This is a genomic window from Enhygromyxa salina (genome assembly GCF_002994635.1).
Lineage (GTDB): Bacteria > Myxococcota_A > Polyangia > Nannocystales > Nannocystaceae > Plesiocystis > Plesiocystis salina_B.
The window spans coordinates 17,875-42,535 of the sequence record NZ_PVNL01000044.1; the positions used below are offsets into that span (position 1 = coordinate 17,875).

Annotated in this window: 14 protein-coding genes; 3 read left to right on the forward strand and 11 right to left on the reverse strand. The window is 69.4% G+C overall.

All coding sequences use genetic code 11. The features are described from left to right. The first annotated feature begins 182 nt into the window (after window positions 1-182). Window positions 183-2,336, forward strand: a complete 2,154-nt coding sequence (locus ENSA7_RS10485) for a prolyl oligopeptidase family serine peptidase (RefSeq protein ID WP_106089094.1) — start codon at window positions 183-185, stop codon at window positions 2,334-2,336. Between the two features lie 7 nt (window positions 2,337-2,343). On the opposite strand, the gene ENSA7_RS10490 is transcribed toward ENSA7_RS10485, so the two are convergent. The 6 genes from ENSA7_RS10490 to ENSA7_RS10515 form a co-directional block, all read right to left on the reverse strand. Beyond that, complete coding sequence (locus tag ENSA7_RS10490) at window positions 2,344-7,725, reverse strand: DNA repair ATPase (protein ID WP_106089095.1); 5,382 nt, start codon at window positions 7,723-7,725, stop codon at window positions 2,344-2,346. Window positions 7,726-7,732: 7 nt separating this feature from the next. After that, on the reverse strand, window positions 7,733-9,946 hold the full coding sequence (locus ENSA7_RS10495; protein WP_342352820.1) for a flotillin family protein: 2,214 nt from the start codon (window positions 9,944-9,946) through the stop codon (window positions 7,733-7,735). A 36-nt stretch (window positions 9,947-9,982) separates the two neighbouring features. Beyond that, on the reverse strand, window positions 9,983-10,708 hold the full coding sequence (locus ENSA7_RS10500; protein WP_106089096.1) for a hypothetical protein: 726 nt from the start codon (window positions 10,706-10,708) through the stop codon (window positions 9,983-9,985). A 133-nt stretch (window positions 10,709-10,841) separates the two neighbouring features. Then, a complete protein-coding gene (locus ENSA7_RS10505) occupies window positions 10,842-11,969 on the reverse strand; it encodes a glutathione S-transferase family protein (protein ID WP_106089097.1) in 1,128 nt (375 codons plus the stop codon). 14 nt (window positions 11,970-11,983) lie between these two features. Beyond that, window positions 11,984-12,769: a hypothetical protein gene (locus tag ENSA7_RS43475; RefSeq protein ID WP_181233594.1), complete on the reverse strand. Its 786-nt coding sequence runs from the start codon at window positions 12,767-12,769 to the stop codon at window positions 11,984-11,986. 47 nt (window positions 12,770-12,816) lie between these two features. Continuing rightward, complete coding sequence (locus tag ENSA7_RS10515) at window positions 12,817-15,126, reverse strand: GumC family protein (RefSeq protein WP_106089098.1); 2,310 nt, start codon at window positions 15,124-15,126, stop codon at window positions 12,817-12,819. A 198-nt stretch (window positions 15,127-15,324) separates the two neighbouring features. On the opposite strand from ENSA7_RS10515, the gene ENSA7_RS10520 reads away from it, so the two are divergent. Next, complete coding sequence (locus ENSA7_RS10520; protein ID WP_181233596.1) at window positions 15,325-16,392, forward strand: GNAT family N-acetyltransferase; 1,068 nt, start codon at window positions 15,325-15,327, stop codon at window positions 16,390-16,392. Beyond that, window positions 16,389-17,009: a sugar transferase gene (locus ENSA7_RS10525; protein ID WP_106089100.1), complete on the forward strand. Its 621-nt coding sequence runs from the start codon at window positions 16,389-16,391 to the stop codon at window positions 17,007-17,009. The genes ENSA7_RS10520 and ENSA7_RS10525 overlap by 4 nt, the downstream gene beginning before the upstream one ends. Before the next feature lie 9 nt (window positions 17,010-17,018). On the opposite strand, the gene ENSA7_RS10530 is transcribed toward ENSA7_RS10525, so the two are convergent. From ENSA7_RS10530 to ENSA7_RS10550, 5 genes are read right to left on the reverse strand one after another with little or no spacing between them, the layout of a single operon-like run. Further along, the gene (locus ENSA7_RS10530) at window positions 17,019-18,842 is read right to left on the reverse strand and encodes an aspartyl/asparaginyl beta-hydroxylase domain-containing protein (RefSeq protein WP_181233598.1); all 1,824 of its coding nucleotides are present in this window, start codon (window positions 18,840-18,842) and stop codon (window positions 17,019-17,021) included. Between the two features lie 15 nt (window positions 18,843-18,857). Continuing rightward, entirely contained in the window at window positions 18,858-20,195 is a 1,338-nt protein-coding gene (locus ENSA7_RS10535) for a lipopolysaccharide biosynthesis protein (RefSeq protein WP_106089102.1), read from the reverse strand. Then, on the reverse strand, window positions 20,192-21,403 hold the full coding sequence (locus ENSA7_RS10540) for a glycosyltransferase family 4 protein (RefSeq protein WP_106089103.1): 1,212 nt from the start codon (window positions 21,401-21,403) through the stop codon (window positions 20,192-20,194). The genes ENSA7_RS10535 and ENSA7_RS10540 overlap by 4 nt, the downstream gene beginning before the upstream one ends. Then, window positions 21,400-22,659, reverse strand: a complete 1,260-nt coding sequence (locus tag ENSA7_RS10545; protein WP_106089104.1) for an O-antigen ligase family protein — start codon at window positions 22,657-22,659, stop codon at window positions 21,400-21,402. Before ENSA7_RS10545 ends, ENSA7_RS10540 begins: the two co-directional genes overlap by 4 nt. After that, a complete protein-coding gene (locus ENSA7_RS10550; RefSeq protein ID WP_181233600.1) occupies window positions 22,656-24,518 on the reverse strand; it encodes a hypothetical protein in 1,863 nt (620 codons plus the stop codon). Before ENSA7_RS10550 ends, ENSA7_RS10545 begins: the two co-directional genes overlap by 4 nt. Between the last annotated feature and the right edge of the window lie 143 nt (window positions 24,519-24,661).

Below are 24,661 nucleotides of genomic sequence, written 5' to 3' on the forward strand. Positions count from 1 at the left end.
GGTCGTCGTGCAGGAGCGAAGCAGTGTTGACGTGGAGCATGGCGGCGCAGCCATTGTAGAGCCCTGACCACGCGAGCGGGAGATTCCCTGCCGTGCCCAATCCGCGGGCGTGGGCCGAGACCTGCGCGGTTGCGCAGCGAGGCCAGCGGTTCGAAAGCGCCCCAGGTTACACTCACCGGGAAATGCACGCTCGCATGGCCTGGCTGGTGGTTGCGCTCCTGTTCGTGGTCGGCGGGTGCCGCGGCGACGACCCCTCGCGGCGCGGTCCGCCACCGGCCCCGCGTGAAGATGTGGTCGAGATCATTCATGGCCGCGAGGTCCACGACCCGTACCGCTGGCTCGAGCACGGCGAGCGCGCCGAGGTGGACACGTGGGTGCGGGCCCAGGACGAGCACGCGCGAGCGGTGCTCGCGAGCTCGGCCCACCAGCGGGGCTTTCGCAACGACCTGCGCAAGATGTGGGATCGCGAGGCGATCGTCGGTCCCGTTCACAAGCGAGGTGACCGCTACTTCTACGCCCGGCGCCACAAGGGCCGCGACAAACCAGTCTACTACGTCCGCGAGGGCCTCCACGGGCGGGAGCGGGTGCTGATCAACCCGGCGAGGCTCTCAAAAGACGGCAGCCTCGGCGTTCGCCGCATCCACCCCAGCCGCGATGGCCGATCTGTCGCGTATGCCGTCAGCCGCAACAACGCCGACGCCGCGACCTTGTATGTACGCGACGTCGACACCGGAAAAGATCACCGCAATGACGTGATCCGGGGCGCCAGGTTTGCGGACCCGCAGTGGGCGCCCGACAGTCGATCATTTTATTACACGGGGCTCCCCGACGACCCCACAATCCCACCCGCGAAGCTGGCCGGTCACGCGAGCGTGCGCCGCCATGTGCTGGGGCAGCCACCTGCGGATGACGAGGTGCTGTTTGGGCCGACCGGCGACGCGCGGACGTACCTGTCACCCCAGCTGGCGACCGACGGGCGCTATCTGTTGGTGCACGTGGCCCACGGCGCGGCCGGGGCCGCCGACGTGTATGTCCAGGATCTAGAGCGCGACGGGGGCCCGCAGCCGCTGACCGTCGGCAGCGGGGCGATCAATGTGGCGTTTGGCTACCGCGATCACTTCTATCTGTTCACCAGCGAGGGCGCCCCGCGTCACCGCCTGCTGGAGATTGACCCCGAGCACCCCGAGCGCAGCAACTGGCGTGAGGTGGTCCCGCAGCGCGACCAAATCCTCGACGGAGTGGCGCTGATGAACGGTCACCTGATCCTCTCGTATCTCGAGGACGTCAACGCGCGGGTGGTCGTCCAGCGGATCGACGACGGGCGCAGCTGGCCGGTCGACCTGCCGCTGACGGGGGCGGTCGCCGGGGTCTGGACCGACCCGAGCGTGAGCGAGGCCTTGATCGCGTTCAGCTCGCTGGCGCAGGAGCCCGTGATCTACCGGGTCCCGATCCCGGCCGACGCCCGCGCGACGGCGGCGCCCGAGGTGTTCTGGGCGCCCGAGGATCTGGCGGCGCAGGGCAGCGCGCCGCTGGTCATGCGGCAGACCTTCGCGCGCTCGCCCGACGGCGCCGAGATTCCGGTGTTCGTGCTCCACCGTCGGGATCTGGTGCTCGACGGCCGACGTCCCACGATCCTCTACGGCTACGGCGGCTTCGGCATCTCGGTCACGCCCGGCTACAGCCCGCTGGCCCAGCTGTGGGCCCAGCGCGGGGGCGTGTGGGCCCAGGCCAGCCTCCGCGGCGGGGGCGAGTACGGCGAAGACTGGCATCGCGCGGGCATGCGCGCGGACAAGCAAACCGTGTTCGATGACTTCATCGCCGCGGCCGAGCACCTCGTCAGCGGTGGCTACACCAGCCCGGCTCAGCTTGGGATCCTGGGCGGGTCCAACGGCGGCTTGCTGGTCGGCGCGGCCTCGACCCAGCGCCCGGAGCTGTTCGGGGCGGTGGTCTGCCAGGTCCCGCTGCTGGACATGATCCGGTATCCCAAGTTCGGGCTTGGCGAGCTGTGGGTCGACGAGTACGGCGCGCCCGAACATCCCGATGAATTCGCGGTGCTGCTCGACTATTCGCCGTATCACCGGATCCGCGCTGGGGTTCGGTATCCGTCATTGTTGATGATGTCGGCCGACACCGACGATCGCGTCGACCCCCTGCACGCCCGCAAGTATGTGGCCGCGATGCAGCACGCCAGCGCTGGCTCGGGCCCCGTGCTGCTGCGCACCGAGGCCCAGGCCGGGCACGGTGGCGCGGACTCGGTGACCCAGCGGATCGAGGCCTACGCGGACCTATTGTCGTTCATGCTGACCGCGCTGGCGCCCGACTGGGGCAGGGGCTGAGCGCGGATCAGCCGCCGCCGCGCGGGCCGACCGGCGCCAAGCCCTGCTTCATGCGCAGATCCATCGACTCGAGCGCGCTGATCACCTCGTCGAGCTTGGCCTCGAGGGCGACCCGATCCTCGAGCTTCTTGGTCGCCGTGCGGACCAGCGGGACCAGCGTGCGCTCGATGATCTGGACCTGCTGGCCGAGTAATTCCTCGATCCCAGCCGGCGGTGGGACGGTGATCTCGATCTTGGGGTTGCCGAGCCGCTCGAGCAATTTGACGAGGTCGGGCGAGCTCGTCGGGCTCAGTGGCGGCGGCGCGATCGCGGGCTTGGGCGCGAAGACTGGAGCCGCGAGCGCGGACTTCTTGCGCTCGAGCTCGGCCGTCTTGGCCTGGGCGTCGAGCAGGCGCGCGGCCTGGTCGAGCGCCGATCGGATCCCGTCGAGCTGGACGCCGTAGCCCTTGTCCGCCAGCGTGCCCTGGATCCCCACGAGCTGCTCGGCGAGGTTCGAGAGCTGTCGGGTGACCCGCGTGGTCGGATCGTCCTCGGCCCCGCCCAGGTTCTTGGCCTTGACGAAGCCGCGCCGGATCTCGTCCCACCGGGCTCGCTGTGCGTCGCTCAGGACCCCGCGCAGCTCGGCGAGCTTGAGCGTGTTTTGCTCGGCGCCGCTGGTCAGCGTGCGGGCCTCGCCAGCGTAGTGATCTTCGATCAGCGCCTGCAGCTCGGCCTCGTTCATGGCGGGCACGACCTTCTCGGCGAGCTTGGCCATGTTGCGGTAGCTGCCTTGCAGCTTGAACGGCGGCTCGGTCCGGTAGCGATCGTCCATCGACGCCGAGCGGATGTACTCCTGGTTGACCTTGAGCAGCACCTCTTGGACCCGCAGCAGGTGCGCGAAGGTCTTCTTGATCTCGCCGAGCTCGACCCCGGAGTAGTCGTGGGACAGCTCGGTCGTCGGGGTGTCGTGGCCCTGGGCCATGCGGATCAGCTTGTAGATATCCGCCTGCTCACGGGTTGCGAGCGGGGCCAGGGTCGCGTTCGAGGTGATCGCGTTCTCGATATACGACAGCGCGAACGCCTCGGCCGAGCCCGTGAGCGTGTCGCCTAGATCGTAGGTGTCGGCCCGGTTGGCCAGCATGTCGGGGATCTGAAATTTCTCGCCGGACTCGGTGTAGGGGTTGCCGGCCATGACCACGCAGAACTTCTTGCCGCGCATGTCGTAGGTCCGGGTCCGGCCCTTCCACACGCCCTCGATCCGTCGCTGGGCGTCACACAGCGAGATGAACTTCTGAAGCAGCTCGGGGTGGGTGTGCTGAATATCGTCGAGATACAGCATCACGTTGTTGCCCATCTCCAGCGCCAGGTTGATCTTGTCGACCTCCTGACGGGCGGTGATGTTGGGCGCCTCGCTGGGATCGAGCGAGACCACGCTGTGGCCGAGCGCGGGCCCGTTGACCTTCATGAACACCAGGCCGAACCGGCTGGCGATGTACTCCATCAAGGTGGTCTTGCCGTAGCCGGGCGGCGAGATCAGCAGCAGCAGGCCCATCAGGTCGGTCCGCTTGGCGTCACCGGCCGCGCCCAGCTGCTTGGCCAGGTTGTCGCCGATCACCTGCAGGTAGACCTCGTTGATCAGCTTGTTGCGGACAAACGACGACAGCACCCGCGGCAGGAATTCGTCGATCCGCAGCCGCTTGCGCTCGCGCTCGAGCAGCTCCTGACGTCGGCGGCGATACGCGGTGTAGCCGGGTACGCGGACCCGGCCGAACTGCTCGAGGCGGGCCAGGAACTCGTCGAGCCGGATCTCGAGCTTGCCGTCTTTGACGCGCGGGTGCTGACCCAGCAGGCCCTCGGCCTCGACGCCGAGCAGCGCCGCGGACTCCTGGCGGTCGAGCGTGGGGGTCAGCAGCAGCCCGACCAGCTCGTCGGCGACCAGCTTGGCGCTGTCGTCGGTGTCCTGGCTGTCGAGGTAGCTGTCGACCCACGCGCGGGCCAGGTTCCAGCGCGAGCGCAGCGGGCCGAGCGAGGACAGATCATGCTCGAGATCGGTTCGGAGCCCGCGCAGATCGATCGAGGCGATGAAGCGGGTGTGCAGGGCGCTGGCCGCAGCGCTGACGACGAAGCGAGGCTGCTCCGACGCGAGCTCCTCGACCAGATAGCTGCCGGCGGTCTGAGCCGCGGACGCGGAGATCGGGATCTCGCGGGCGGTGTAGAAGGCCTCGACCGCGGCGGCGAGCTCGCGGGCGAGGGCCCGGGTCGCGCGGCTGTCCCCGTACTCGGTCCGCAGCCGACCCAGGCTGCGCGCGCTGATCTGCCAGTGCTCGCGGGCCTCGAGTTCGGCCCAGAACACCAGGCCCAGCACCCGGCCCTCGACGCTGAACCGCAGCAGGCCCGCGCCGCTGTAGAGCAGCAACAGCTTGTCGAGGATCGCCGCCGCGTCGGCGTCGTGGAGACCGCGCTCGTAGCCCTCGTCGTAGCGCTCGCTGGCGACGCGCCGGACCAGGCCGAGCAAGCCCGCGTCGGCGCGCTGGGCCTCGCGCAGGCTGGTCAGGCTCAGCCCTTGCTCGCCCCGCTCGGCGGCGAACAGGATCGACGCGGCCAGGTACTCGCCCCGGTAGACGCCGGGCGTCTCGGACACGAGGGTCTGCTCCCAGTACTCGCGGGTGGCGGCGAACGCCTCGTCGTCGACCAGCTCGCGGAAGTCGGTGCCCGAGAGGGTCATCATCATGCCGGCTTCGGTCGGCACCATGCCCAGCTCGAGCGGCTGGGTGTTGACGGTGAACCGGTGGCGGCCCAGCTTGACCAGCGAGGCGCCGCCCTCGCCACCCTCGAACAGCTCGAGTCGATCACGGAGCCCCCGCAGCGCGTCTTGCCGGGCCGACTTGGCCCGCGAGTCGAGCTCGTCGGCCTTGACGGTGTCGCCCAGCGCGACCAGCTTGCCGGCCAGCTCGCGCAGCTTGAGGACCATCGGGTCCGAGGCAAAGTAGGCGTTGAGCTCGTCGGCCGACTTGAACGACTTGGCCCGGCGGGCGACGCCCTGCAGGATCCGATTGCCGGCCGCGACCATGTTCTCGGCCCGGCGCGAGCGCTCGTCGAGCAGCTGCTGTTTCTTCTGGGTGAAGGCCTCGTAGACCTCCTCGCGCTTGGTCGCAAGCTCGCCCAGGAACTCGTCGAACTCGGAGAACTTGGCCTCGAGCTCCTCGAGCTGAACCAGCAGGCGCGAGAGCTGCTCGTCGCAGCGATCGGGCGAGTCGGCCATGCCGAGCCCGCTCGACACCGACAGCGCGAACAGCTTGAACTGGGCGACGAACTCGGCCTTGCCCTCGTGGGACATGAGCGAGCGCCGCTTGTTTTGCAGCATCGCGCGGGCGCGGTTGACCTGCGCGAAGACCTCGGAGATCCGCTCGAGGATCGTGGTGCGCTTGGTCGGGTCGTCGACCTCGAGCCCGCCGATGACCTCGGACAGCACGTTGAGCCCCTCGCTGGTGGCCTCGATGTCGGTCTCGAGGGCCGGCACCTCCTTGGTCTTCTCGAGCGCGCCGATCTTGGTCCCGAGCTGCTCGAGCCGCGAGCTGAGCGGGTCGAAGGCCTTGTCGTCGAGCAGGAACTCGACGGTCGCGGCCGAGGTGCGGTCGAACGAGTCGACCAGCTCGCGCTCGAGCTCGTCGAGCCGCTCGCGGTTGATGTAGCGGATCTCTCGCAGCGAGATCACGTGGCCGCGGCGGGTCCGGAGCCCGGTCAGCGCGGTCATGAACTGCTCGATCGTGTCGAAGAACGCCGGGCGGACCGCTCGCAGGAGCTCGGCCTGCTCGTGCTCGGCCTGGGCGAGGGCCTTGGCGGCCTCCTTGCGGATCGCCACGACCTTGTCGAACTCGTCGACGATCAGCGAGGCGGTCTCGCGCAGCTGATCAATCACCGCGCGCGGGTTGCCGACGTCCTCGCGGGAGAACCAATAAAACGTGTCGAGCGCCCGGTTGAGGGCGCCGACGAGGTCCTCGTAGATCTGCCGCGACGGCTCTTGCTCGTCGACGGCCCGCTGCAGCGAGAGGCACTCGGAGATGCCGCGGACCAGCTCGGCGTTGCCGATCTTGGCGAGCGGTCCGGTCGCGCTCGGGGCCTCGGCCGCGAATTGCAGCGAGGTGAAGGGCGTCTGCCAGAACTGCATCGCGTGCATCCGCGACGGCTCGTCGGTGGTCGAGCGGAACACGGCCATGCGACCGTCGGCGAACACGCTAAACCCGTTGCAGGGGATGACCGAGCCGATCTCCTTGCGGATCAGGTTGTAGGGGAACAGCGCGTACTGGCCCCCGGCCCGGCGGTGAAACACGTATAGGACGTCCTCGCCGTTGGGGCTCCTGATCGCGCGCTCGAACTCGAAGTTGGCGTAGTCGCCGTCAAAGACCTTGTGGGATCCGTCCTGAAGAAAATAGCCGCCGGGGAAGATCACCCCGTGGTCTTCGGGCAGCTGCACGCACGCGGCCCCGATCGCGTCGGCCCGCACGACCTTGCGCGAGCGGGTCGCAAACACCAGGAACCGGCGCGTGGTCTCGCGGTAGGGCAGCACGCTCAGCAAGATCAGCGTGCCGACCTTGGCGTAGCTGATCTCGGCGTCGTCGAGGCTCTGGCCGCGCTCGTCGACCGGCTCGGCGTAGATGCCGTGGCCGTCCTCGGTGTTGTTCTCGACCTTGACGGTGAGATCGCCGCCGACCGTCTCGACGAACACCTCGTCGAGGATCGACACGTGCGGGTGGCGACCGGCGACGTGGTGCTCGCGGCCGGTCCGTCGCCACTCGAAGTCGTGCTGGGGCGGAAACACATAGTCGCGCTCACCCCGATTGTCGATGTAGTTGGCCCGACCCTCGGCGTCGAGCGACCAGCGAAACACGCGAATGTCGTCGTGGGTGGCGCCGATCTGAAAGATCGCCAGCAGCTTGGTCTCGCTGCGCCACAGCCGGATCAGGCGCGCGTCTTTGTAGTACTCGTAGAGCTCGTGAAACTGTGCTTCGAGCTGCGGATCGTCGAGGAACGCCCGATCCTCGTGATCGCCCGGCAGCGGGGATAGATCGAAGCCCTCGGCCGTGGTCGTGAAGTTGTGCAGCGAGAACACGTCCTCGCGCTTGGTCTGCTTGCGCAGGCCCAAGAACACGTTGTAGCCGAACAGCATCCGGCCGTTGACCATCACCACGTCACACGGGACGCAGTTGTTGTCGGTGCGGACGTGCTCGGTGCCAATGATCGTCAGCTCGGAGCCGCCGAAGGTCTCGATTCGCTTGTCGTTGAGCGCGCGAGCCCGCGTACCGAGCTCGCGGGCCTGCTCGACCAGGCGCGCACGAATGACGTCGTAGCTGCCGCCGACGTCCTCGCCGGCCTGATCTCCGACTTGTCCGGTTTCGCTGTCCTCGGCCATGAGGTGCTTACTTCAGGCCCAGACGCTGCGCCGCGGCCAAGAGGTCGGCGTACCTGTCTTTGTCGACCGCGGACGCCTGACTCATCATCTGGCTGATCAGCCCTGTCACGCCCAGGTTCTTGATCGTCTCGGCGTCCATGGCCGGGCGCGACAGCACGTCGACGAGGTCGTTCGGCAGGCTCTTGCGGCCGTCGAGGTACTCCGAGAACACCGTGCGGGCGGTCTCGCTGTTGTCGATGCCAGCGTCGAGCGACTGCCCGAGCGTCACCGCGTTGACGAAGCGGTCGAAGAACTGGCCGTCGCCGCCGACGATGTTGATCTTGGCCGAGGCCATGGCCTGGGCCATGACCGAGGCCTGGAACTCGGCCACCTTCTCGCGGGTCTCGAGCCCGGCGAGCTCGACGGCCTTGTCCTTCTCGAGCCGCAGCCGGTACTCCTCGTGCTCGCGGCTGGTGCCGTCGAGGGCCTTCATGGCCTCGGCCTTCTGGCCCAACCCGGTCGCCTCGGCCTCCATCTTCTGACGGATCGCCACGGCTTCGGCGATGCCGACCTTCTCGATCGCGGCGGCCTCGGCCTCGCGGCCCTGCGCGGTTGCGATGAGCATGACCCGCGTGGCCTCGGCCTGGGCCTCGCCTTGCTTTTGCACGGCGGCGGCGTCGGCCTCTTTGACCCTGACGACCGCGAGCCCCTTCTCTTGCTCGCCCTGGGCCTCGGACTGCATCTTTTGCAGGGTGACGCGGGCCTCGGCCTGGCCTTCTTTCTCGATTGCGAGGGCGTTGGCCTCTTTGACCTTGACCTCGGCGAGACCGCTGGCGGCCTGCTCGGCCTGGGCGCCCTCGGCCAGGCGGATCTTGGCGCGGGCTTGCTTGTCGGAGGCCTCGAGATCGGCCTCGGCCAGCGTCAGCTTCTCCTTGGCCTTGTGCTTGGCGACCTGCTCTTGGGCCTCGGCGTGCTTGATGTGCTTGACCAGCTGCTCTTGGGCCTCGCCCTCGGCCGCGACCACGCGGGCGTCCTTGGTCCGGTTGGCCTCGGCGAGCACCCGCAGGTCTTTGATCGCCTCTTCTTCTTGCGCGACGTTCTTCTCGACCGCGACCCGGGCCGCGACCACGTCGGCGATGTCCTTGCGCTCGATCTCCAGGGCTTTCTCCTTGGCGATGCGCTGCAGCTCGACCTCGCGCTCGCGCGAGATGGCCTCGAGCGCGCGCTCTTTCTCGACCCGCTCGGTCTCGACCGCGACCACTCGCTCGCGGTTCTTCTGGGCGACTTCGACCTCGCGCAGCCGGTTCTCGTGCTGGATCGCCGTCTCCTCCTCCTGCTTGATCCGGGCGATGTCGGCCTTCTTGGTCTCCTCGGCCTGAACCTTGTGGGTCTCGGCGGCCTCGCGGGCCTGAATGGTTGCGATCTCGCGCTCTTGCTTGGCCTTGGCGTCGGACCGCTGACGGTCGAGCTCGAACACTGCCTCGTCGGCCTGGACATTCTGCTTGGTGATCGCCTTGCGCTCTTCCTGCTTGAGGAAGTTGGTCTTGATGTTCTGGTCGGCCGTGATCTCGGTGATCTTGCGGATGCCCTGCGAGTCGAGCACGTTGGCCGGGTCGAGCTCGGTCATCGGCGTCTGCTCGAGGTAGTCGATCGCGCAGTCGTCGAGCCGGTAGCCGTTGAGCTCCTGGCCAATGGTCTCGAGGATGCCGGCCTTGAACACGTCGCGCTTGGTGTACAGGTCCTGAAAGTCCATCTGGCGACCGATGGTCTTGAGGCCGTCCGAGAACTTTGACGTGAACAGGGCCTCGAGGGTCTGCTGGTCGGAGGCCCGGCGGGCTCCGATCGCGCGGGCGACCTCCATCACGTCGGTGTCCTGCGGGTTGACCCGCACGAAGAAGGTGACCTTGATGTCCGCGCGAATGTTGTCATTGCAGATCAGGCCGTCCGTGCCGCGCCGATCAATGACGATGGTCTTGACCGAGATGTCCATGATCTCGGCGCGGTGAATGATCGGGACCACGATCCCGCCCGTGAACTTGACGGTTGGGATCGCGCCCATCTTGTTGATGATCAGCGCCGAGCCCTGGTCGACCTTGCGATAGAACGCCGCCACGACCACGCCGAGCCCGACCAACAAGGCGAGCCCCGAGCCAACGAAGATGCCGACAGTAATGAGAGTCGCCTGGGGGTCAGGCGCGAGCATGAGGCTGTGGAGGAAGGACATGATGTTCGCGAGTGGCATGAGTCGAGAGCGTGGCTGAGCGGTAGGCGGAGATGGTCAGGGGCGGGGGGCCGCCTCGGAGGGGAGCATGTCGTCGATTCGCGTGACCTCGAAGGCCCGCAGCTCGGGGTCATAGCTGACCAGCATCACGCGGTCGTTCTTGGTCAGGGCCAGGCTCTCGTCGGCCCGGATCGTGACGTTGAGCGAGCCCCCCGAGGTGTTGAGCGTGGCCTGCCCGACCTTGCGGGTGACCCGAATGGTCTGGACCCGGGCGATCTGGCCGATCATCTCGTCGTTGGTCAGGCTCTGCGAGCCCGAGAAGAACGGCGCGATCGGGATGATCGCCCACGAGGTCAGGCGCAGCGAGAACAGGATCGCGAGCAGCATGACCCCGGAACCCCAGATCCCGCGGGCGACGAGGCCGTCGAGGATCGACCCGGCCATCAGCGAGGTGCCGTGGGTCAGCGCCCAGCCGAACAGGGTGAACAGCGAGAAGCTGACGGTGATCGGGACCCGGCGCAGATCGTACTTGGCCAGGAACCCACGCTTTTGGTCGCGAACAGCGAGGGCGCCTGGCTTGGACTCGTCGTCGTCGTCGCGCGGGGCCGTGAGCGCGGCGGTGCCCTCGGCGGCCCCTTCCAGCACGCCGTCGGCCACACCCTCGAGCGCCTCGGGACCGAACAGCCCCACCGTCACCAGCGACCAATAACCGAGCACGATCCCGAGCAGCGTGGTGAAGACGACCGCGGGGAAGGTGAGCGCAGCGAGGAGAAACTCGGTCATGTCGGGGCTCGCGCAGGGTGCCACGTTCTGTCGCGATGATCGAGCGCAAAGGGCTCACCATGTTCGGCGGCCCAACATCGCTCAGTGCTGTTTATGCCAGTCTAGTTGGGGCCTGGCTGAGGGAACGGGGAGCTCAGCCTGACTGAGCGCGGATCGGGACCAGGCGATTGTGAACTCGCTCGACCCGGGTTCGTGGCTGTGATCGCAGCGCCTGATCGCCGCCGACCCGCGCGAGCCAGCGATCGGCCCTGGCCCGATCGTCGGGCGCGAGGGCGTGGTAGGCATCCAGCGGACGCTGGGCCATCCACTGCGTGAACGACTGAATCCAGCGGGTCGTCGTGGCGCCGTCGATCGTGAAGCTGTGCTCGCCGACGAAGCGCGAGATCCTGGCCTTGTCGGGGTGCGCTCGGACCCAGCGATCGACGGCGGCGAGCGTGTCCGCGACGACTGGCCAGTGCTCGGTGAACAGCCGGCGGAAGATCGGATCGAGGCTGCGCGGAGGCTCGTCGTCGGCTGCGAAGCGGCCGGGTTCGTCGTCGCTGGTCGTGGGCGCGTTCATCCGCTCGACCCAGTCGGCGACCCGGGGCGCGGTCCGGCGCATCAGCTGCCCGGGCGCAGGGTCGCGGTAGAGGTGCGCGTACAGGGGGCCCATGAACCCGAAGTCACCCACGCTCGGGCGCGACCCCAACAAGAACGGGTGCTCGGCCAGGTGCGCGTCGAAGTCGGCGAGGAACGCCTCGTAGCTGCGCTCGATCGCGGCGCGGTTGTGGCGGTTGATCCCGAGCGCGCGTCCGTAGTTCCCGCCAAAGTAAGCCGCGAGCGGGAGGCCAGCGAGCGGGTGGAGGATCGCGGGCAGACCCGGGGCGATGATCTTGCCGAACTCGGACAGGATCAGACCCAGGTTCTGGCGCTTGTAGTGCCAGCGGTAGTGCATGGCAGGCAGCAGCAGCCACTCGTCGCCGTAGAGCTCGAGCAGCAGGCTCGCGAGGCGTAGCAGGGGCGTGCTCGGGTAGACCGAGCGGGCGGGGTGCACGGCCTCGACGTGATCGATGATCGCGGTGGTGTCCTGCACGGCCTCGCCGCTTGGGGTCAGCAACACCGGGATCATCGCCAGCCCGGTCTTGGGGCGGACGATCTCGACGAGCACCTTGCGACTGGCGAACAGCTCGTCGAAGCCGACACGCTTGTAGCGGAGGTACGCCCGCGCCTTGCCGCTGTAGAGCGAGACCTCGGCGGCGATCAGCGTGTAGGGCTTGGGCATGTTCAGGTGCCCGCTCAGGTGCCTGGCTCGGCTCGATGGACGAGGCTCCAGGCGCCGGCGTCGAGCCGGTGGATCTCGGTGCCCGTGGCCTCGCCACACGAGGCACGCTTGCGATTGTCTTCACAGTAGCTCAGCTCGATCGTGTCGGGCCGGCCGTCGGCGTCCGCGTCGACGGCGATCTTCACGCCTGCGAGCAAAACGCCCGGCGGGAGCTGGTCCGCGGTCAGCAGGTTGGGATCGAGCAGCGTCGCCGTCGGGGTCGCGGGGTAGACGACGACCACGTGCGCGGGAAACTCGGGGGAAGGGGAGGAGAGGTCGTGGTAGGCCGGATCGGTGACTGGCTGCAGCAGCGCCTCCCACCACGGCTGGCCGCCGTCGCTGACCAGCTCATCGTGGAGGATGACCTCGACGATCGAGAGCTCGAGGACCGGCAGCGTGGGGTGCTTGGGGATGACCGTGACGGCCTCGCCGACCTTGGGCTCGACGCCGAAGCTGACCGTGACGATCTCGATCAGGTCCCACGGTGGCTGACGGGACTTGGATTGGCGCCAGACCTGCGCGTCGCCGACCATGGTGGGTGCGGTGATCGGCGTCTTGGGCTCTGGTGCCGGCTCTGGGACGGGGTCTGGAACTGGTGCGGGCTCTGGCACTCGCTCCGGCTCCGGCTCCGGCTCCGGCTCCGGCTCCGGCTCGGGAGTTGGCGCGGCCTCGACCGGCGCGGGCTCGGCTTTGCCGGGCTCCGTCTCGGTGCGGCAGGCCGCGAGCGCAATGAACAGACAGACCAGGCGTGCACGGGTCATTGGGGCGCGAGCGTAGCAGGGAACCCAGACCCCCGCGTACGACGTGCTCAGGCCGTTGGCTCGTAGCGATAATACGCCGACCCATAGCGCCCACCCTCGCGGCGCAGGTCCACGTCGTTGAGCACCAACCCCAGGAGGTTGGTGTCCCGCTGCCGCAGCAGCCCCAGGCTCTGCTGGACCTCGTGCTCCGAGGTCGCGCCCGCCCGTGCGACGAGCACCACGCCATCGACCTGGCGAGCGACCAGCAGCGCGTCGACGACGGGCAAGACCGGCGGCGAGTCGAAGATCACCAGATCAAAGCTCTCGCGCAGCTTGGCGAGCGTCCGCCGAAACGCGTGGGTGTCCAGTAGCTCCGAAGGCGTCTCGGGCACCGGTCCACAGCGCAGCACCGCGAGCAGCTCCGGCGCGCCGTCGGGCCCCTGCTCGATCGCGTCTTCGAGCTCACAGCCGCCCTGAAGCACCGAGGCCAAGCCCACGTTCTGCGCGTCGACCCCGGCCGGGAACACCTCGTGCAATCGCGGGCGTCGCATGTCGGCGTCGATCAGCACGACTCGTTTGCCAGCCTGGCACCAGCTCAGCGCGAGGTTGAGCGCGGTCGAGCTCTTGCCCTCGGACGACGCGGGCGAGGTCACCAACAGCACCGGGCAGCGGACCTTGCCCAGGCCAAACCCGATCGCCGCGCGGACCTTGCGAGCGCGCTCGGCCATCAACGACTGCGGGAGCAGGTGAGTCTGCAGATCCCGGCGTAGACGCTGCGCGCGTAGGTTCGCCGGGCCGATCGCCGGATCCGGGCCGAGCTTGGGCAGCTGCCCGAGCACCGCGATGTCCCAGCCCGCGACCGCCCGCTCCGCGTCACGAAGATCCCGAACCGTGTGGTCGCGCAGGTCCACGCTCACCGCCAGCACGCAGCCGAGCAGCAGGCCGACCACCACCGAGGCCGCCGCGCACAGCAACACCCGCGGCCGCACGGGCTCGCGCGGTGTCGTGGCGGGATCCAGGATCCGCACCTGCGGCTCGTCCTCGATCCGGTTGGTCAGCTCGACCTCGGTGTCGCGTCGCGACAGCACCGAGTAGATCTCTTCGGCGTCGGCCACGTCCCGCGCGAGCTCGCGAAACCCAGGCTCGAGCCGGGTGAGCTCGAGCGCGCGCAGCCGCTCGCGCTCGAGCTCGGCGGCGAGCTGTTGCTGGGTCGCGTGCGCGGCCTCGTAGCGGGCCAAGAATGTGGCGAGGTGGCCCCCGGCCTGATCCTTGGTGGTCCGCTCGAACAGGTCGAGCCGCTGCTTGGCCTGCCTCCACTCGGGGTGGAGCGGACCATATTGTAGGTCGACGTCGTTGAACGCAGCCTCGGCCGCGAGTCGCTCGGTGAGCAGGTGATCGAAGATGTTGCGCTCGCTCGGCCGCAACAGCGCCGCGGCCCCAGCCGAGACCCCGCGCTGATGCAGCTTCTTGGCTTGCTCGTACAGGTTCTTGGCCTCGAACGCGCTGGCCTGGGCGGCCTTGGTGCGCAGGCTCAGCTCGATGATGTTCTGCGTGATCACGCTCTGGCGATCTTCGAGCGCGATCGTGGTGATCTCGTGCTCGGCCTTGAACGCGTCGAGGGCTTGCTCGGCGACGCGCAGCCGCTGCCGGGCTCGCTCGCGCTCTTGACCGAGATCCCCGGCCGCGCGCGCCCCCGTGTCCGAACGCTCACCGCCGACGTGATCCAGATAGGCCTGGGCCACGGTGTTTGCGATCTCGGCCGCGAGCTCGGGATCGGAGTACTCGACGCGGATTCGGACGACCCGCGAGTCGTGAACCTCGCGGATCTCCACGAGCTCGCGCAGTCGCTCGATTGGATCGATCTCCGCTGCCGCCTCGGCCTGCTCGTCTGGATCTGTCAGATCCGCGATGTCCAGAAAGCTTGGATCGTCGGCGAGCCCAAGCCGGGCGAGGGCCTCGGCCGCGACCGCGCGACTCGAGATGATCTCGTGCTGGGTGCGGTAGTAGTGCCGGTAGGTGTTGGTGTCGAGCTGCTCGCCGAGACCCTGAACCTCGTCGAGCACCTGCGCGCCGCTGGGCTGCAACAACAGCGTGGCCTCGGCCCGGTACTGCGGGCGCAGCAGCGAGACCGCCAGCACGGTCGTCACCACCACGATCAAACAAGTGACGGCGACGCGCAGCCAACGACGCCGCAAGATCGTGAGGATCTCGAGCACCGACCCCATGGTCGCCGTCCAGTTGGCGGCCGGCTCGGCTTCGGCGTAGGGCGGCGCGTGGGTCGAGCGCGGCCAGGTGCGGCCCTCCGGTCGGCGCGGGTCGCCGCGAGCTGGCTCAGGGTGCTGAGCATCCGACGGGAGGTCTCGGGGATCATCGAGCACGAATCACCAGAGCCGCGCTCGACGTCGCAACTCGCGACGTGGGGGGGCATGGTGTGATGGCCGCGACGTCCGGGGTCCTTCACGCCGATTCGCATGAATTTGGGATTCGCAGATCACCTTGCTTCGTGGCACATTCGTCGCGTGGATGGGTTCTTGGTGACGGGCCGGTCGAACGTCGTGGGCTGCGGTCATTCGCTCGTGCCTCGCTGGCTCGATCCACTCGAGCACGAACACCTCGCGCGCTGGCGCGCGCTGTTGCAGCGTACCCGCCACGATTTTCATCAGCTGCCCGAATACGTGGCGATCGAGGCGGATCGCCTCGGTGGGCGCGGCGTCGCGCTGCTGGTCGAAGATCCTCGAGCCCCCGAGCGCGCGGCTCTGCTGCCGCTGATCTTGCGTTCGCTGCCGAGCGGCGAGGGCTGTGACGCGACCTCGCCCTACGGCTACCCCGGCCCGCTGTTCACCAGCGCCGATCCTCGGTTCGAGACCGCCGCGGTCGGGTGCTTCGTCGCGGCCATGGCGAAGCGCGACGTGGCCTCGGCGTTTGTACGTCTGCACCCGCTGCTGCGCATCCCCGACCAGGCCCTGGCCCGATTCGGCAGCCTCGTCGATCACGGGCCCACGGTCTGGATCGATCTCGAGACCGACGAAGCCACGCAGTGGGCCAACTACCGCGGCACCCATCGCAACCTGGTCCGCCGGGCCACCCGCGACGGCCTGCGCGTGCGCTTTGACGACGCGTTCGCGCGGCTCGACGAGTTCTACCCGATCTACGCCGAGACCATGGCGCGGCTCGGGGCCACCACCTGCGACATGGACCACAGCTACCTCCAGCGGCTCGCCGCGGTCCTGCTCGGTCGCGGGTATTTGGCCCTGGTCGAGCATGGTGATCAGGTGATCGCGGGCGGCGTGTTCTCGAGCTGCTCGGGCATCGTCCAGTATCACCTCTCGGGCACGGCCACGGCCTGGCAGCGCGCGTCGCCGAGTCGGCTGATGCTCGATGAGGTCCGGCGAAGGCAGGCCGCGCGCGGGGACTGGCGCATGCACCTTGGCGGCGGCGTCGGGGCCCAGGAGGATCCGTTGTTTCGGTTCAAGCGCGGGTTCTCGAGCGAGCGCGGGCGGTTCTGCAGCTGGCGCGTGACCCCCAACCCCGCGCTCCATGATCGTCTGGTCGCCGACTGGCAGGCGGGGGGTGGCTCGCGCGAGGCCGCGGGCGAGTTCTTCCCGCTGTACCGCGCGCCGATCACCAAGCGAGCGTCAGCATGATCCGCGACGCGATCAAGCGCACCGTCGACGTGACCCTGGCCAGCGCGGGGCTGCTGGCGCTCGCCCCCGTGCTGGCCGGCGCCGCGGCGGCGATCGTCGTGAGCATGGGGCGGCCCGTGTTGTTTCGTCAGCGTCGCCCTGGCCGCAACGGCGAGCCGTTCACGATCTACAAGTTTCGAACCATGGTCGAGCCACGCGAGGGCGAGTCGCGGCTGCACAGCGACGGCGCCCGGGTCACCGCGGTCGGGAAATTCCTGCGCAAGACCAGCATCGACGAGCTCCCCGAGCTGTGGAACGTCGTGCGCGGCGAGATGAGCCTGGTCGGGCCGCGGCCGCTGCTGCTCGAGTATCTGCGCAAGTACACGCCCGAGCAGATGCGCCGTCACGAGGTCGCGCCCGGGATCACGGGGTGGGCCCAAGTCAATGGGCGCCAGGCCATCCCGTTCTCGAAGCGGCTCGAGCTCGACGTCTGGTATGTCGACAATCGCTCGCTGGCGCTGGACCTACGCATCTTGTGCAAGACCGTGGCGCAGGTCGTGGTCGGGCACGGGCAGCACACCGGGCAGAGCCTGGCTGACGTCGATGATCTGGGCTTCATCGAGGCGCCCCAGAAGTAACCCAGACGCTCACGGGCGGGCGTTCGGCTTGCTGCTCAGGGAGCTCAGCGCCACGAAGTTACGCCGCAACAGCGGGTTGCGACCGGACAAGCTCTTGAGCACGAACTCCTGCCACGAGGGCTTGCCCCAGCGTTGCCGACCGCGGCGATCGACCCCGTGAAACAGCTCGGGCTGCGCGAGCCCGGCCCCCAGCAGCATCGCCCGCAGCCGCGCAGGCTCGAAACCGCCGCCCGTGCGGTGGTGCTCCGCGAGATCGTTGAGCGCCTGCGTGTCCGCGTCGGCGTGCAGGTAGAAGCGCGGAGACAGCCGCGCGAGCCTTCGATACACGGGCTTGCGCAGCTCCCAGGCCGCGCGCGCGAGCGGGCCCATGTACATGTTGTCGGCGCTCGGATCCGCGGACGTCAGCAACACGCCGCCCGTCCGCAAGCTCGCGCTGGCGCTGCGCAGGAACGCCTCGCAGTCGGGGAAGTGGTGCATGGCCGCGAAGCAGGTCAGCAGGTCGACCGACCCCGCGGCAAACGGCAGGCGCTCGGCGTCGGCGAGCACGGCCACGTGACCTCGGGCCGCGACTTGCTCGAGGTTGGCCAGCGAGATGTCCACGCCCACGCGCTCGCTGAACCCGGCCGAGCCGACATCCAGCGAGAACCCGCTCGCGCAGCCGACGTCCACCAACACCCTTGGGCGGTGCTCGGCCGCCTGGTTGGCGTCGATCGCCTCGCGTGCGTGGGCCTTGAGCAGCAGCAGCTGATCGACGTAGTCGACGCTGGCGTCGGCGTGCTCACCGTAGGCCTCGCTGACCTGCTGATAGATCGCGTAGTTGGCCTGCTTGACCGCGCTGGGCTCGGGCGCGGCGTCGGGGCTCGCCTGGGGCAGGCCCGCGGCGATCAAGCTGGCGAGCTCGTCGGACCACAGCACCCACACGCCCGCGACCCACGGGTACTCACGGGCGCAGTCGCGGCAGCGCAGCCCGAAGCGACCGGCCCACGCCACGCCCGGGCGCGGGCTGAGGTCCTCGACGAGCTCGAGCTTCCGGCCGCGGCACTCGGGGCACGCGAAGTAGTCGGGCACCGCGGTCGGACGCGGGATCGTGGTGGGTGAGGGCGCCGTGGTCTCGTCTTCGAAGGTCATCACCGCCTGACCCAACACCCGCAGCCGCGCGAACCGAACCGCACGATCCGCGAGCTCGCGCGGCTGGGTGACCGCGAGCTGCAGCCCCTTGCCCACGCACACCGCCGCGAACTCGACCCGGTGCAGGTGGTCGCGCAGGTCCGGCTTGGGCAGCAGCTGGCGCAGCGCTGGCGTGAGCGCGAGGTCGACGATCAGGTGGACCCGGTGCGCGTCGCCCAGGTTGGCCACGCGGTGGCGGTAGGTCGTGTCGAGCTGCCAGGTCTGGCCCTCGCGCATGGTCACGCGCACGTCGTCGACCACGAACTGCACGCCCGGGTTGGTGCGCAGGGGCACGTGCAAGCGGATCACACCCATCGGCAGACCGCCCGAGATGTCGCGGTGCTCATGCACGCCGCCGCCAGGCGCGAGGCGGGCGAGCGTGAGGCCCATGACCCGGGCCCCGAACGACGCCGCCAGCGCTTGGATCGCCGGGCAGCTGTCGAGCAGCCGATGCTCACGCGCACCGCCGCGGCCGTCAGGCTCGATCAGCTGAATGCTCGTCCACCCACGCCCGCGCGGCAGCGGCTTCCAGGCGGTCGGCTCGATCGCGTCGAGCTCGGCCTGCAGCTGCGCGAGCGGCCACTCGAAGCCGTCGAGCCGCCGGGCTCCCCGGGTCGTTGGGGGGGCGGTGGCGCGGGAGCGATCGATCCAGTCGTGCGGTTGCATGGTGGGGTCCATGGGTCAGGGGTTGGCGCGGCGGCGGGCGGCCAGCCAGCGCTGCAGCGTGCGCAGGTCGCTGCGATCGAGCAGCCAGCGGCCGCCGGGGATCACGTGGCCATCGTCGTCGGGCAGCCGGGATCGGTGGCGTCGCAGGGCGGCCAGGCTCAGACCCAGCTGGACCACGTAGGCGCCAGCCTTGGCGACGGCGACCCCGAGCCAGCCGAAGCTGAGGGCGAAGACCACCACCGCGAGCAGCTCGACGGCGATTGCGATCGCGCTGGCGCGGACGATCGGTCGCTGGTCCCCGCGGCCCTGCAGCCAGGTCGCGACGAGCGCGTGCAGGCTCTTGCTCAGCGTGGCGGGCAGCAAGATCAGCAGCGCCAGGTAGGCGTCCGCGAACGCGACACCAAACAGCGCGTTGATCAGCCACGGGCCCAGGGCGATCGCAACGGCCGCCCCAGCCAGCGTGACCGCGACGATCAACCGACACGCGAGCGCCAGCTTGCCCAGGCTCCGGCTCGCGTCGTCGTCGTCGTCGGCCGCGGCCTCGGGCAGCATCATCTTGCCGGCCAGCAGCCCGACCCAGGCCATGAGGTGGCTGATCTGATCGGCGATCGCATAGACCCCGAGCGACGCGAGCCCGATGATCGGCGCGGCCACCAGGTAGTCGACGCGCAGCAACGCCGCGTCGCCCAACGCCACCGCCGCGCTGCGAGCCCCGTAGCGCAGGGTGTCCCCGACGAGCGGCGGCGCGGCGGGCTCGAGGCGCCCCCACGTCATGCATAGCAGCACCAGCGCGACCGCCCAATTCGCAAACACCAGGTTGAGCACCACCCAGCTGGTGCCGGGCAGGCCCCGCACGGCGGCGATCGAGTTGAGGCCGAGCAGCACCGCGATCACGGCCGCCGAGCACAGGTTGTACGCGACCGCTCGGCCCCGGCCCAGCGCGACCCCGCGACCGATCTCGACGATGACCTGAGCCGGCAGCGCGAGCGCGGCCGCCAGCACCGCCCACTCGGTCGCCTCGCCCAGCGCCAGCCCCAGGCCGAGGTGCATGACCCCCGCGGTCGCCAGCGAGATCGCCAGCGTGATCGAGATGGCCCGACGCGCGAGCGCGAGCAGCTGCCCGAGCGGCTGGCCGCGCCCGAGCTGCCAGGTCGTCGCCGAGCCCAACCCCGCCGAAGCGATCGGCAGCGCCAGCGCACCGATCGCAACCGCTAGCCCATAGACCCCGCGCCCCTCCGGCCCGGCGGCCCGAGCGATGACCACGTTGTTGCCCAGCGCCATCGCGCTCATCAGCCCGACGGCCGCGACCGAGACCAGCACGTTGCTCCCGTAGCTGCGGGACCCCGCGCTCACGCGGCCCTCGCAATCGCCCGGGTCAGCACGGCCTCGAGCGCGCGGGCGTGGTCGTTGCGATCGAAGCGCTCGCGCCCGAGCTGAGCCGCGGCAGCGCCCGCGCGGGCCAGCCAGGTCGGGTCGTTTAGCTTCGCGGCCAGCACCGCCGCGGCCTGGCCGACGTCGCGCGGCATGACCAACCCGCAGTCGCGCTCGCGCACGAGGTCCGCCAGCCAGCCCTCGTGGTTCAAGAACACGGGCTTGCCGGCCGCGAGCGCGTCGAAGAATTTGTTGGCCGAGTTGTCGCGCAGCGCGGGCAGCTGCAAGAAGGTGCTGAGCGCCCCGCTGGCCCCTGACAGCAGCGCGGGGATGCTCGACTTGGGCCGGGATCCGAGCATGAAGAAATTATTGTCGAGCACGCCCAGCCGAGCCGCCCGCTGCTGGATCTGCGCGCGCTCCCAGCCGTCGCCGACCACCGCGATACAGGCCGACGAGCCGCGCCGCGCGAGCGCGTGGGCCAGCTCGGCCAGCCACCCCGCGCCGTTGGCCTTGCCCAGAGTCCCCGCGTAGACCAGCAGCGGGCGATCGCCGAGCCAGCCTTGCTCGGCCCGCCAGCGCGCGCCGACCTCGGGCTCGACGTCGAACAGCTCGAAGTCGCAGGCGTTGGGGATCATCGTGACCTGGCTGGGCTTGGCGCCCGCGGCGACGACCCCCGCCTGCATGCCCGGCGACAGCGCGACCACCTGCGCGGCCTCGCGATAGGCGAGCCGCTCGAGCGACTGCGCCGCGGCGATCAACGCTGGGTTGCGCAGGGCACCCATGGCGATCGGCACGGCCGGCCACAGATCGCGGACCTCGAACACGAACGGCACGCCCAAGGTCCGGGCCGCGAACATGGCTGGCAGCGCGATCGTCAGCGGCGTGCTGGTTGCGAACACCACGTCGGCCCCGGTCGCGCGCGCCCGGGGGCCCGCCGCCGTCGCGAAGCGCAGGAACGCCGCGATCCGCTGGCGGTAGCTCAGGCCGTTGTCGTAGCGCACGCCGACCCGGTGGATCTCCATGCCAGCCTTGCACTCGACCTGCCAGCCACGTCGGTTGACCCGTAGATCGCTGGTGATCACCGTGACCTCGTGCCCGGCCTGCGCGAGCCGCCGCCCAAGCTCCCACGAGCGCGTGCCGCCGCCGTCGCTGGGCTCGAGGAAGTACTGATGCAGGTAGGCGATCTTCACGGCGACCTCCGGACGCGCGGCATGGGCCGGGGCAGCGCGAGGGCCAGCGCCACGCACACCAGCAGCGCGCGGGCGTCGTAGCGGCCGCCGCTGAACTGCGCGCCGACCAGGATCAGCAGCGCGATCGCAACCCACAGCTCGCGGCCGCTGGTGCCGACCCGCGCGAGCAGCAGCGCGCTGCGGCCCAGGTACAAGCCCAGCAGCGCGACCCCGATCGCGCCGGTCTCGAACCACGCATCGAGGGCGAGGTTGTGCGCGTATGGCCACGGGGTCTGGGCGGCGAAGCTCGCGAGCCCGTGACCGGCGATCGGCCGGGTCGCGCCGCCCTCGAGCGCGATCAAATAGATCTGGTCGCGGCTGCTCACGTAGCGATCCGCGACCAGCAGGTTGAGCACTCGCGACGCGAACGACTCGATCACCCGATCACCGAGGGGCGTGAGCACCAGCAGGCCCACGAACAATCCCAGCACCCCAAGCGCGACCGCGAGCCGCCGACTCAGGCGCGCGCGGCCGAGCATCAGCAACAGGCCAGCGGCGATGACCGTCGAGATCATCGCCCCGCGTGAGCCCGACAGCGCGACCAAGCCGGCGGCCACGCAGGCGACCAGCGCCCACACTGGCAGCCACCAGCCACGCGATCGCGATCGGGCCACGCCAAAACACAGCGCCCGCTCGAGGGCCAGCAGGCACAGCAACCCCATGTTGCGCCCAAACACGTTCGGCCCCCCGCCGAGCACGGCCATGCGCCCGCCAACCCCACCGAGCAGCGCGAGCGCGGCCAGGCCGAGCAACAGCACCAGCAAGCTACTTCGCAGCGTGCTCGCGAGCCGCTCGATCCGGCTGGTGTGGGCCAGGCGGTGGAGCGCCACCGCGACCGCGATCAGCAAGGCGAGGTCGACCGCCTGATCCTCGGCGAGCTCGAGCTCCGGCGCCCAGGTGATCGACACCAGCGAGAACCCCAGCCACGCCAGCTCGGCGCCGAGAACCGACCGCCCCCGAGCCCGTCCACCAGCTCGCCCGCGCGCTGGCATGAACGCCAGCGCCACCAACACGATCACCGCCCACACCCGCGGCTGCCAGATCACCATGGGCTCGACCCCAGCGACCCGCGCCAGGCTCCAGCTGCCCGAGACCAGGAACAGCGCCAGCGCGAACCCACACAGGACCTCGCGGCCCGCCCCGCTCGCAGCTGGCGTTGGCACGGCCGGTCGACGCGAGGTGTGGTGGGGCGCCGGCATCGACAGCGTGGAGCTCACGGGTTGTAGCGGCGCAGGACCGCGTTGGTGCACTCGCCGATCTGCGTCGTCATGGCCCCCGCGACGATGATCTCGTTGTTGGCGGCCATGTCGACGGCGAACCACACGTCCTCGCCGTCGGCGCCCCCGCTCGCGCTCTCGCTCCACACGATGTTGCCGTCGGCGTCGTACTTGCGCATCCACGCGTCAAAGCTGTTGAGCTGATCACCCGGGGTCCAGTGCTGGCCGACGGCGACGATGTTGCCCTGGCCGTCGATCGCAACCTCCTGGCCGCGGTCCGCCCACAGCAAGAACTCGTCGTCGAAGGTCTGCGTCCACAGCTCTTGGCCGCCCGCGTCGAGCCGCCGCACCCAGATATCGTGGTTGGTCGCGCCAGTCTCGAACCCGGCCAGCGCGAGGCTGCCATCGGCTGCGCGGGCGATGCCGCCGGCCCGATCCATGCCCGAGAACACGCCGTTGTGCGCGTGGCTCCACTCCACGTTACCGGCCAGATCCAGGCGCGCGGCCCAGGCATTTTGGTTTTGCCCCTCGACATCGAGGAACCCGGCGACCCAGATGTTCTGGCCCTCCGTGATCACGTCGAGCGCGAAGTCAGCGTTGCCCGAGTGGATCAGCTTGGACCACACCGCCGCGCCGTTGCCCGAGATCGCCTGAACCGAGATGTCGTAGCCGGTCTCGTTCGAGTTGATCGCCCCGACCAAGATCCCGCGACCCAGGCTGTCGACCGCCAGCCCGTAGGCGTAGTCGCTCGCGGGGCTGCCGAACCGGCGGGACCACAGCGCGTTACCGACCGGATCATACTTGCGGATCCACTGCTCGCGCTCGCGGCCGGGCTCGTAGACATGCCCGGCGACCCACACGTTGCCCTGCTCGTCGAAATCGACGGCCCAGCCCTCGTCGCAGTTGGGCCCGGTGGTCTGCGGGATCGAGGTCCAATCCACGGTTCCGTCGGCCTCGAGCACCTGCACGATGATCTGGCAGTCGCTCAGGGGATCGGGCGCTTTTCCGAGCACACCGACCGCCGCGATCTTGCCGGCCGCGCTCACGTCGACCCCATAGAAGTAGTCGCACGAGCTCGGGCCCGCGTCGTAGCTGTGCTCCCAGATCAGGCTGCCGGTTGGCTGACAGTTGGCGTTGCAGCCGTCGAGATCGACCGGGTTGGCGTCGTCGCAGGCCTCGACGTCGGCCCAGATTACACCGTCGCCGCAGCTGGCGGCCACGCAGCCGGGCAGGCACGCGTCGGTCTCGATCTCGTTGCCGTCGTCGCAGTCCTCGACGCCGACTTGAACGAAGAGATCCCCACAGCTGGCCGCGAGGCAGCTCGACAGGCACGCGTCGCCGTTGTCGGCGTTGCCGTCGTCGCAGACCTCGCCGTCCTGCAAGATCCCGTCACCGCAGCCAGGCTGGCCGCACGCGTTGGTGCACGCGTCGTCGTTGATCTCGTTGCCGTCGTCGCACGCTTCACCGGGACCGACGAACCCGTCACCGCAGGTCTGCGCCGTGCAGTCGAGCTTGCAGGCGCCCGTGTTGCTGTTGGTGGGGCCGTCGTCACACTGCTCGTCGCCCTCGACGACGCCGTCGCCACACACGGGATCGGAGGCGAGGTCGCAGGTGCCCTCGACGCACGCCAGCGAAGCGTCGCAAACGTCGTTTGGACCGCACGGGCAGCCGAGCGTGCCCTCGGGGCAGTCGCCGTCGCCATCACCAGGATCGCCGTCACCGTCGCCATCGCCATCGCCGTCGCCGTCGCCAGTCTCGGTGTCGGCCGGCGGTTCCACGGTCACGTCATCGGTACAGCCGAGCGCGACGAGCCCGATTGCGAGCGCGACCACAAGCCCAATATCGGCGCGAGTACTCATCATGGTGACCCGAATGCATGGACCGTCGGGCCTGCATCCTTCGCATTGAATCACCCACAAATGAAATGAAGGATCACATCAACGCGCTCATGTACGAAGCGTGGTCAGTGCTCGACGTGCAACGCCCGAGCGCATCTACCTGT

Coding starts and splice junctions, on each gene's coding strand:
- ENSA7_RS10530 (WP_181233598.1), bottom strand. CDS start 18,842: ATGCAACCGCACGACTGGATCGATCGCTCCCGCGCCACCGCCCCCCCA.
- ENSA7_RS10490 (WP_106089095.1), bottom strand. CDS start 7,725: ATGGCCGAGGACAGCGAAACCGGACAAGTCGGAGATCAGGCCGGCGAG.
- ENSA7_RS10550 (WP_181233600.1), bottom strand. CDS start 24,518: ATGAGTACTCGCGCCGATATTGGGCTTGTGGTCGCGCTCGCAATCGGG.
- ENSA7_RS10505 (WP_106089097.1), bottom strand. CDS start 11,969: ATGCCCAAGCCCTACACGCTGATCGCCGCCGAGGTCTCGCTCTACAGC.
- ENSA7_RS10500 (WP_106089096.1), bottom strand. CDS start 10,708: ATGACCGAGTTTCTCCTCGCTGCGCTCACCTTCCCCGCGGTCGTCTTC.
- ENSA7_RS10485 (WP_106089094.1), top strand. CDS start 183: ATGCACGCTCGCATGGCCTGGCTGGTGGTTGCGCTCCTGTTCGTGGTC.
- ENSA7_RS43475 (WP_181233594.1), bottom strand. CDS start 12,769: ATGACCCGTGCACGCCTGGTCTGTCTGTTCATTGCGCTCGCGGCCTGC.
- ENSA7_RS10525 (WP_106089100.1), top strand. CDS start 16,389: ATGATCCGCGACGCGATCAAGCGCACCGTCGACGTGACCCTGGCCAGC.
- ENSA7_RS10495 (WP_342352820.1), bottom strand. CDS start 9,946: ATGCCACTCGCGAACATCATGTCCTTCCTCCACAGCCTCATGCTCGCG.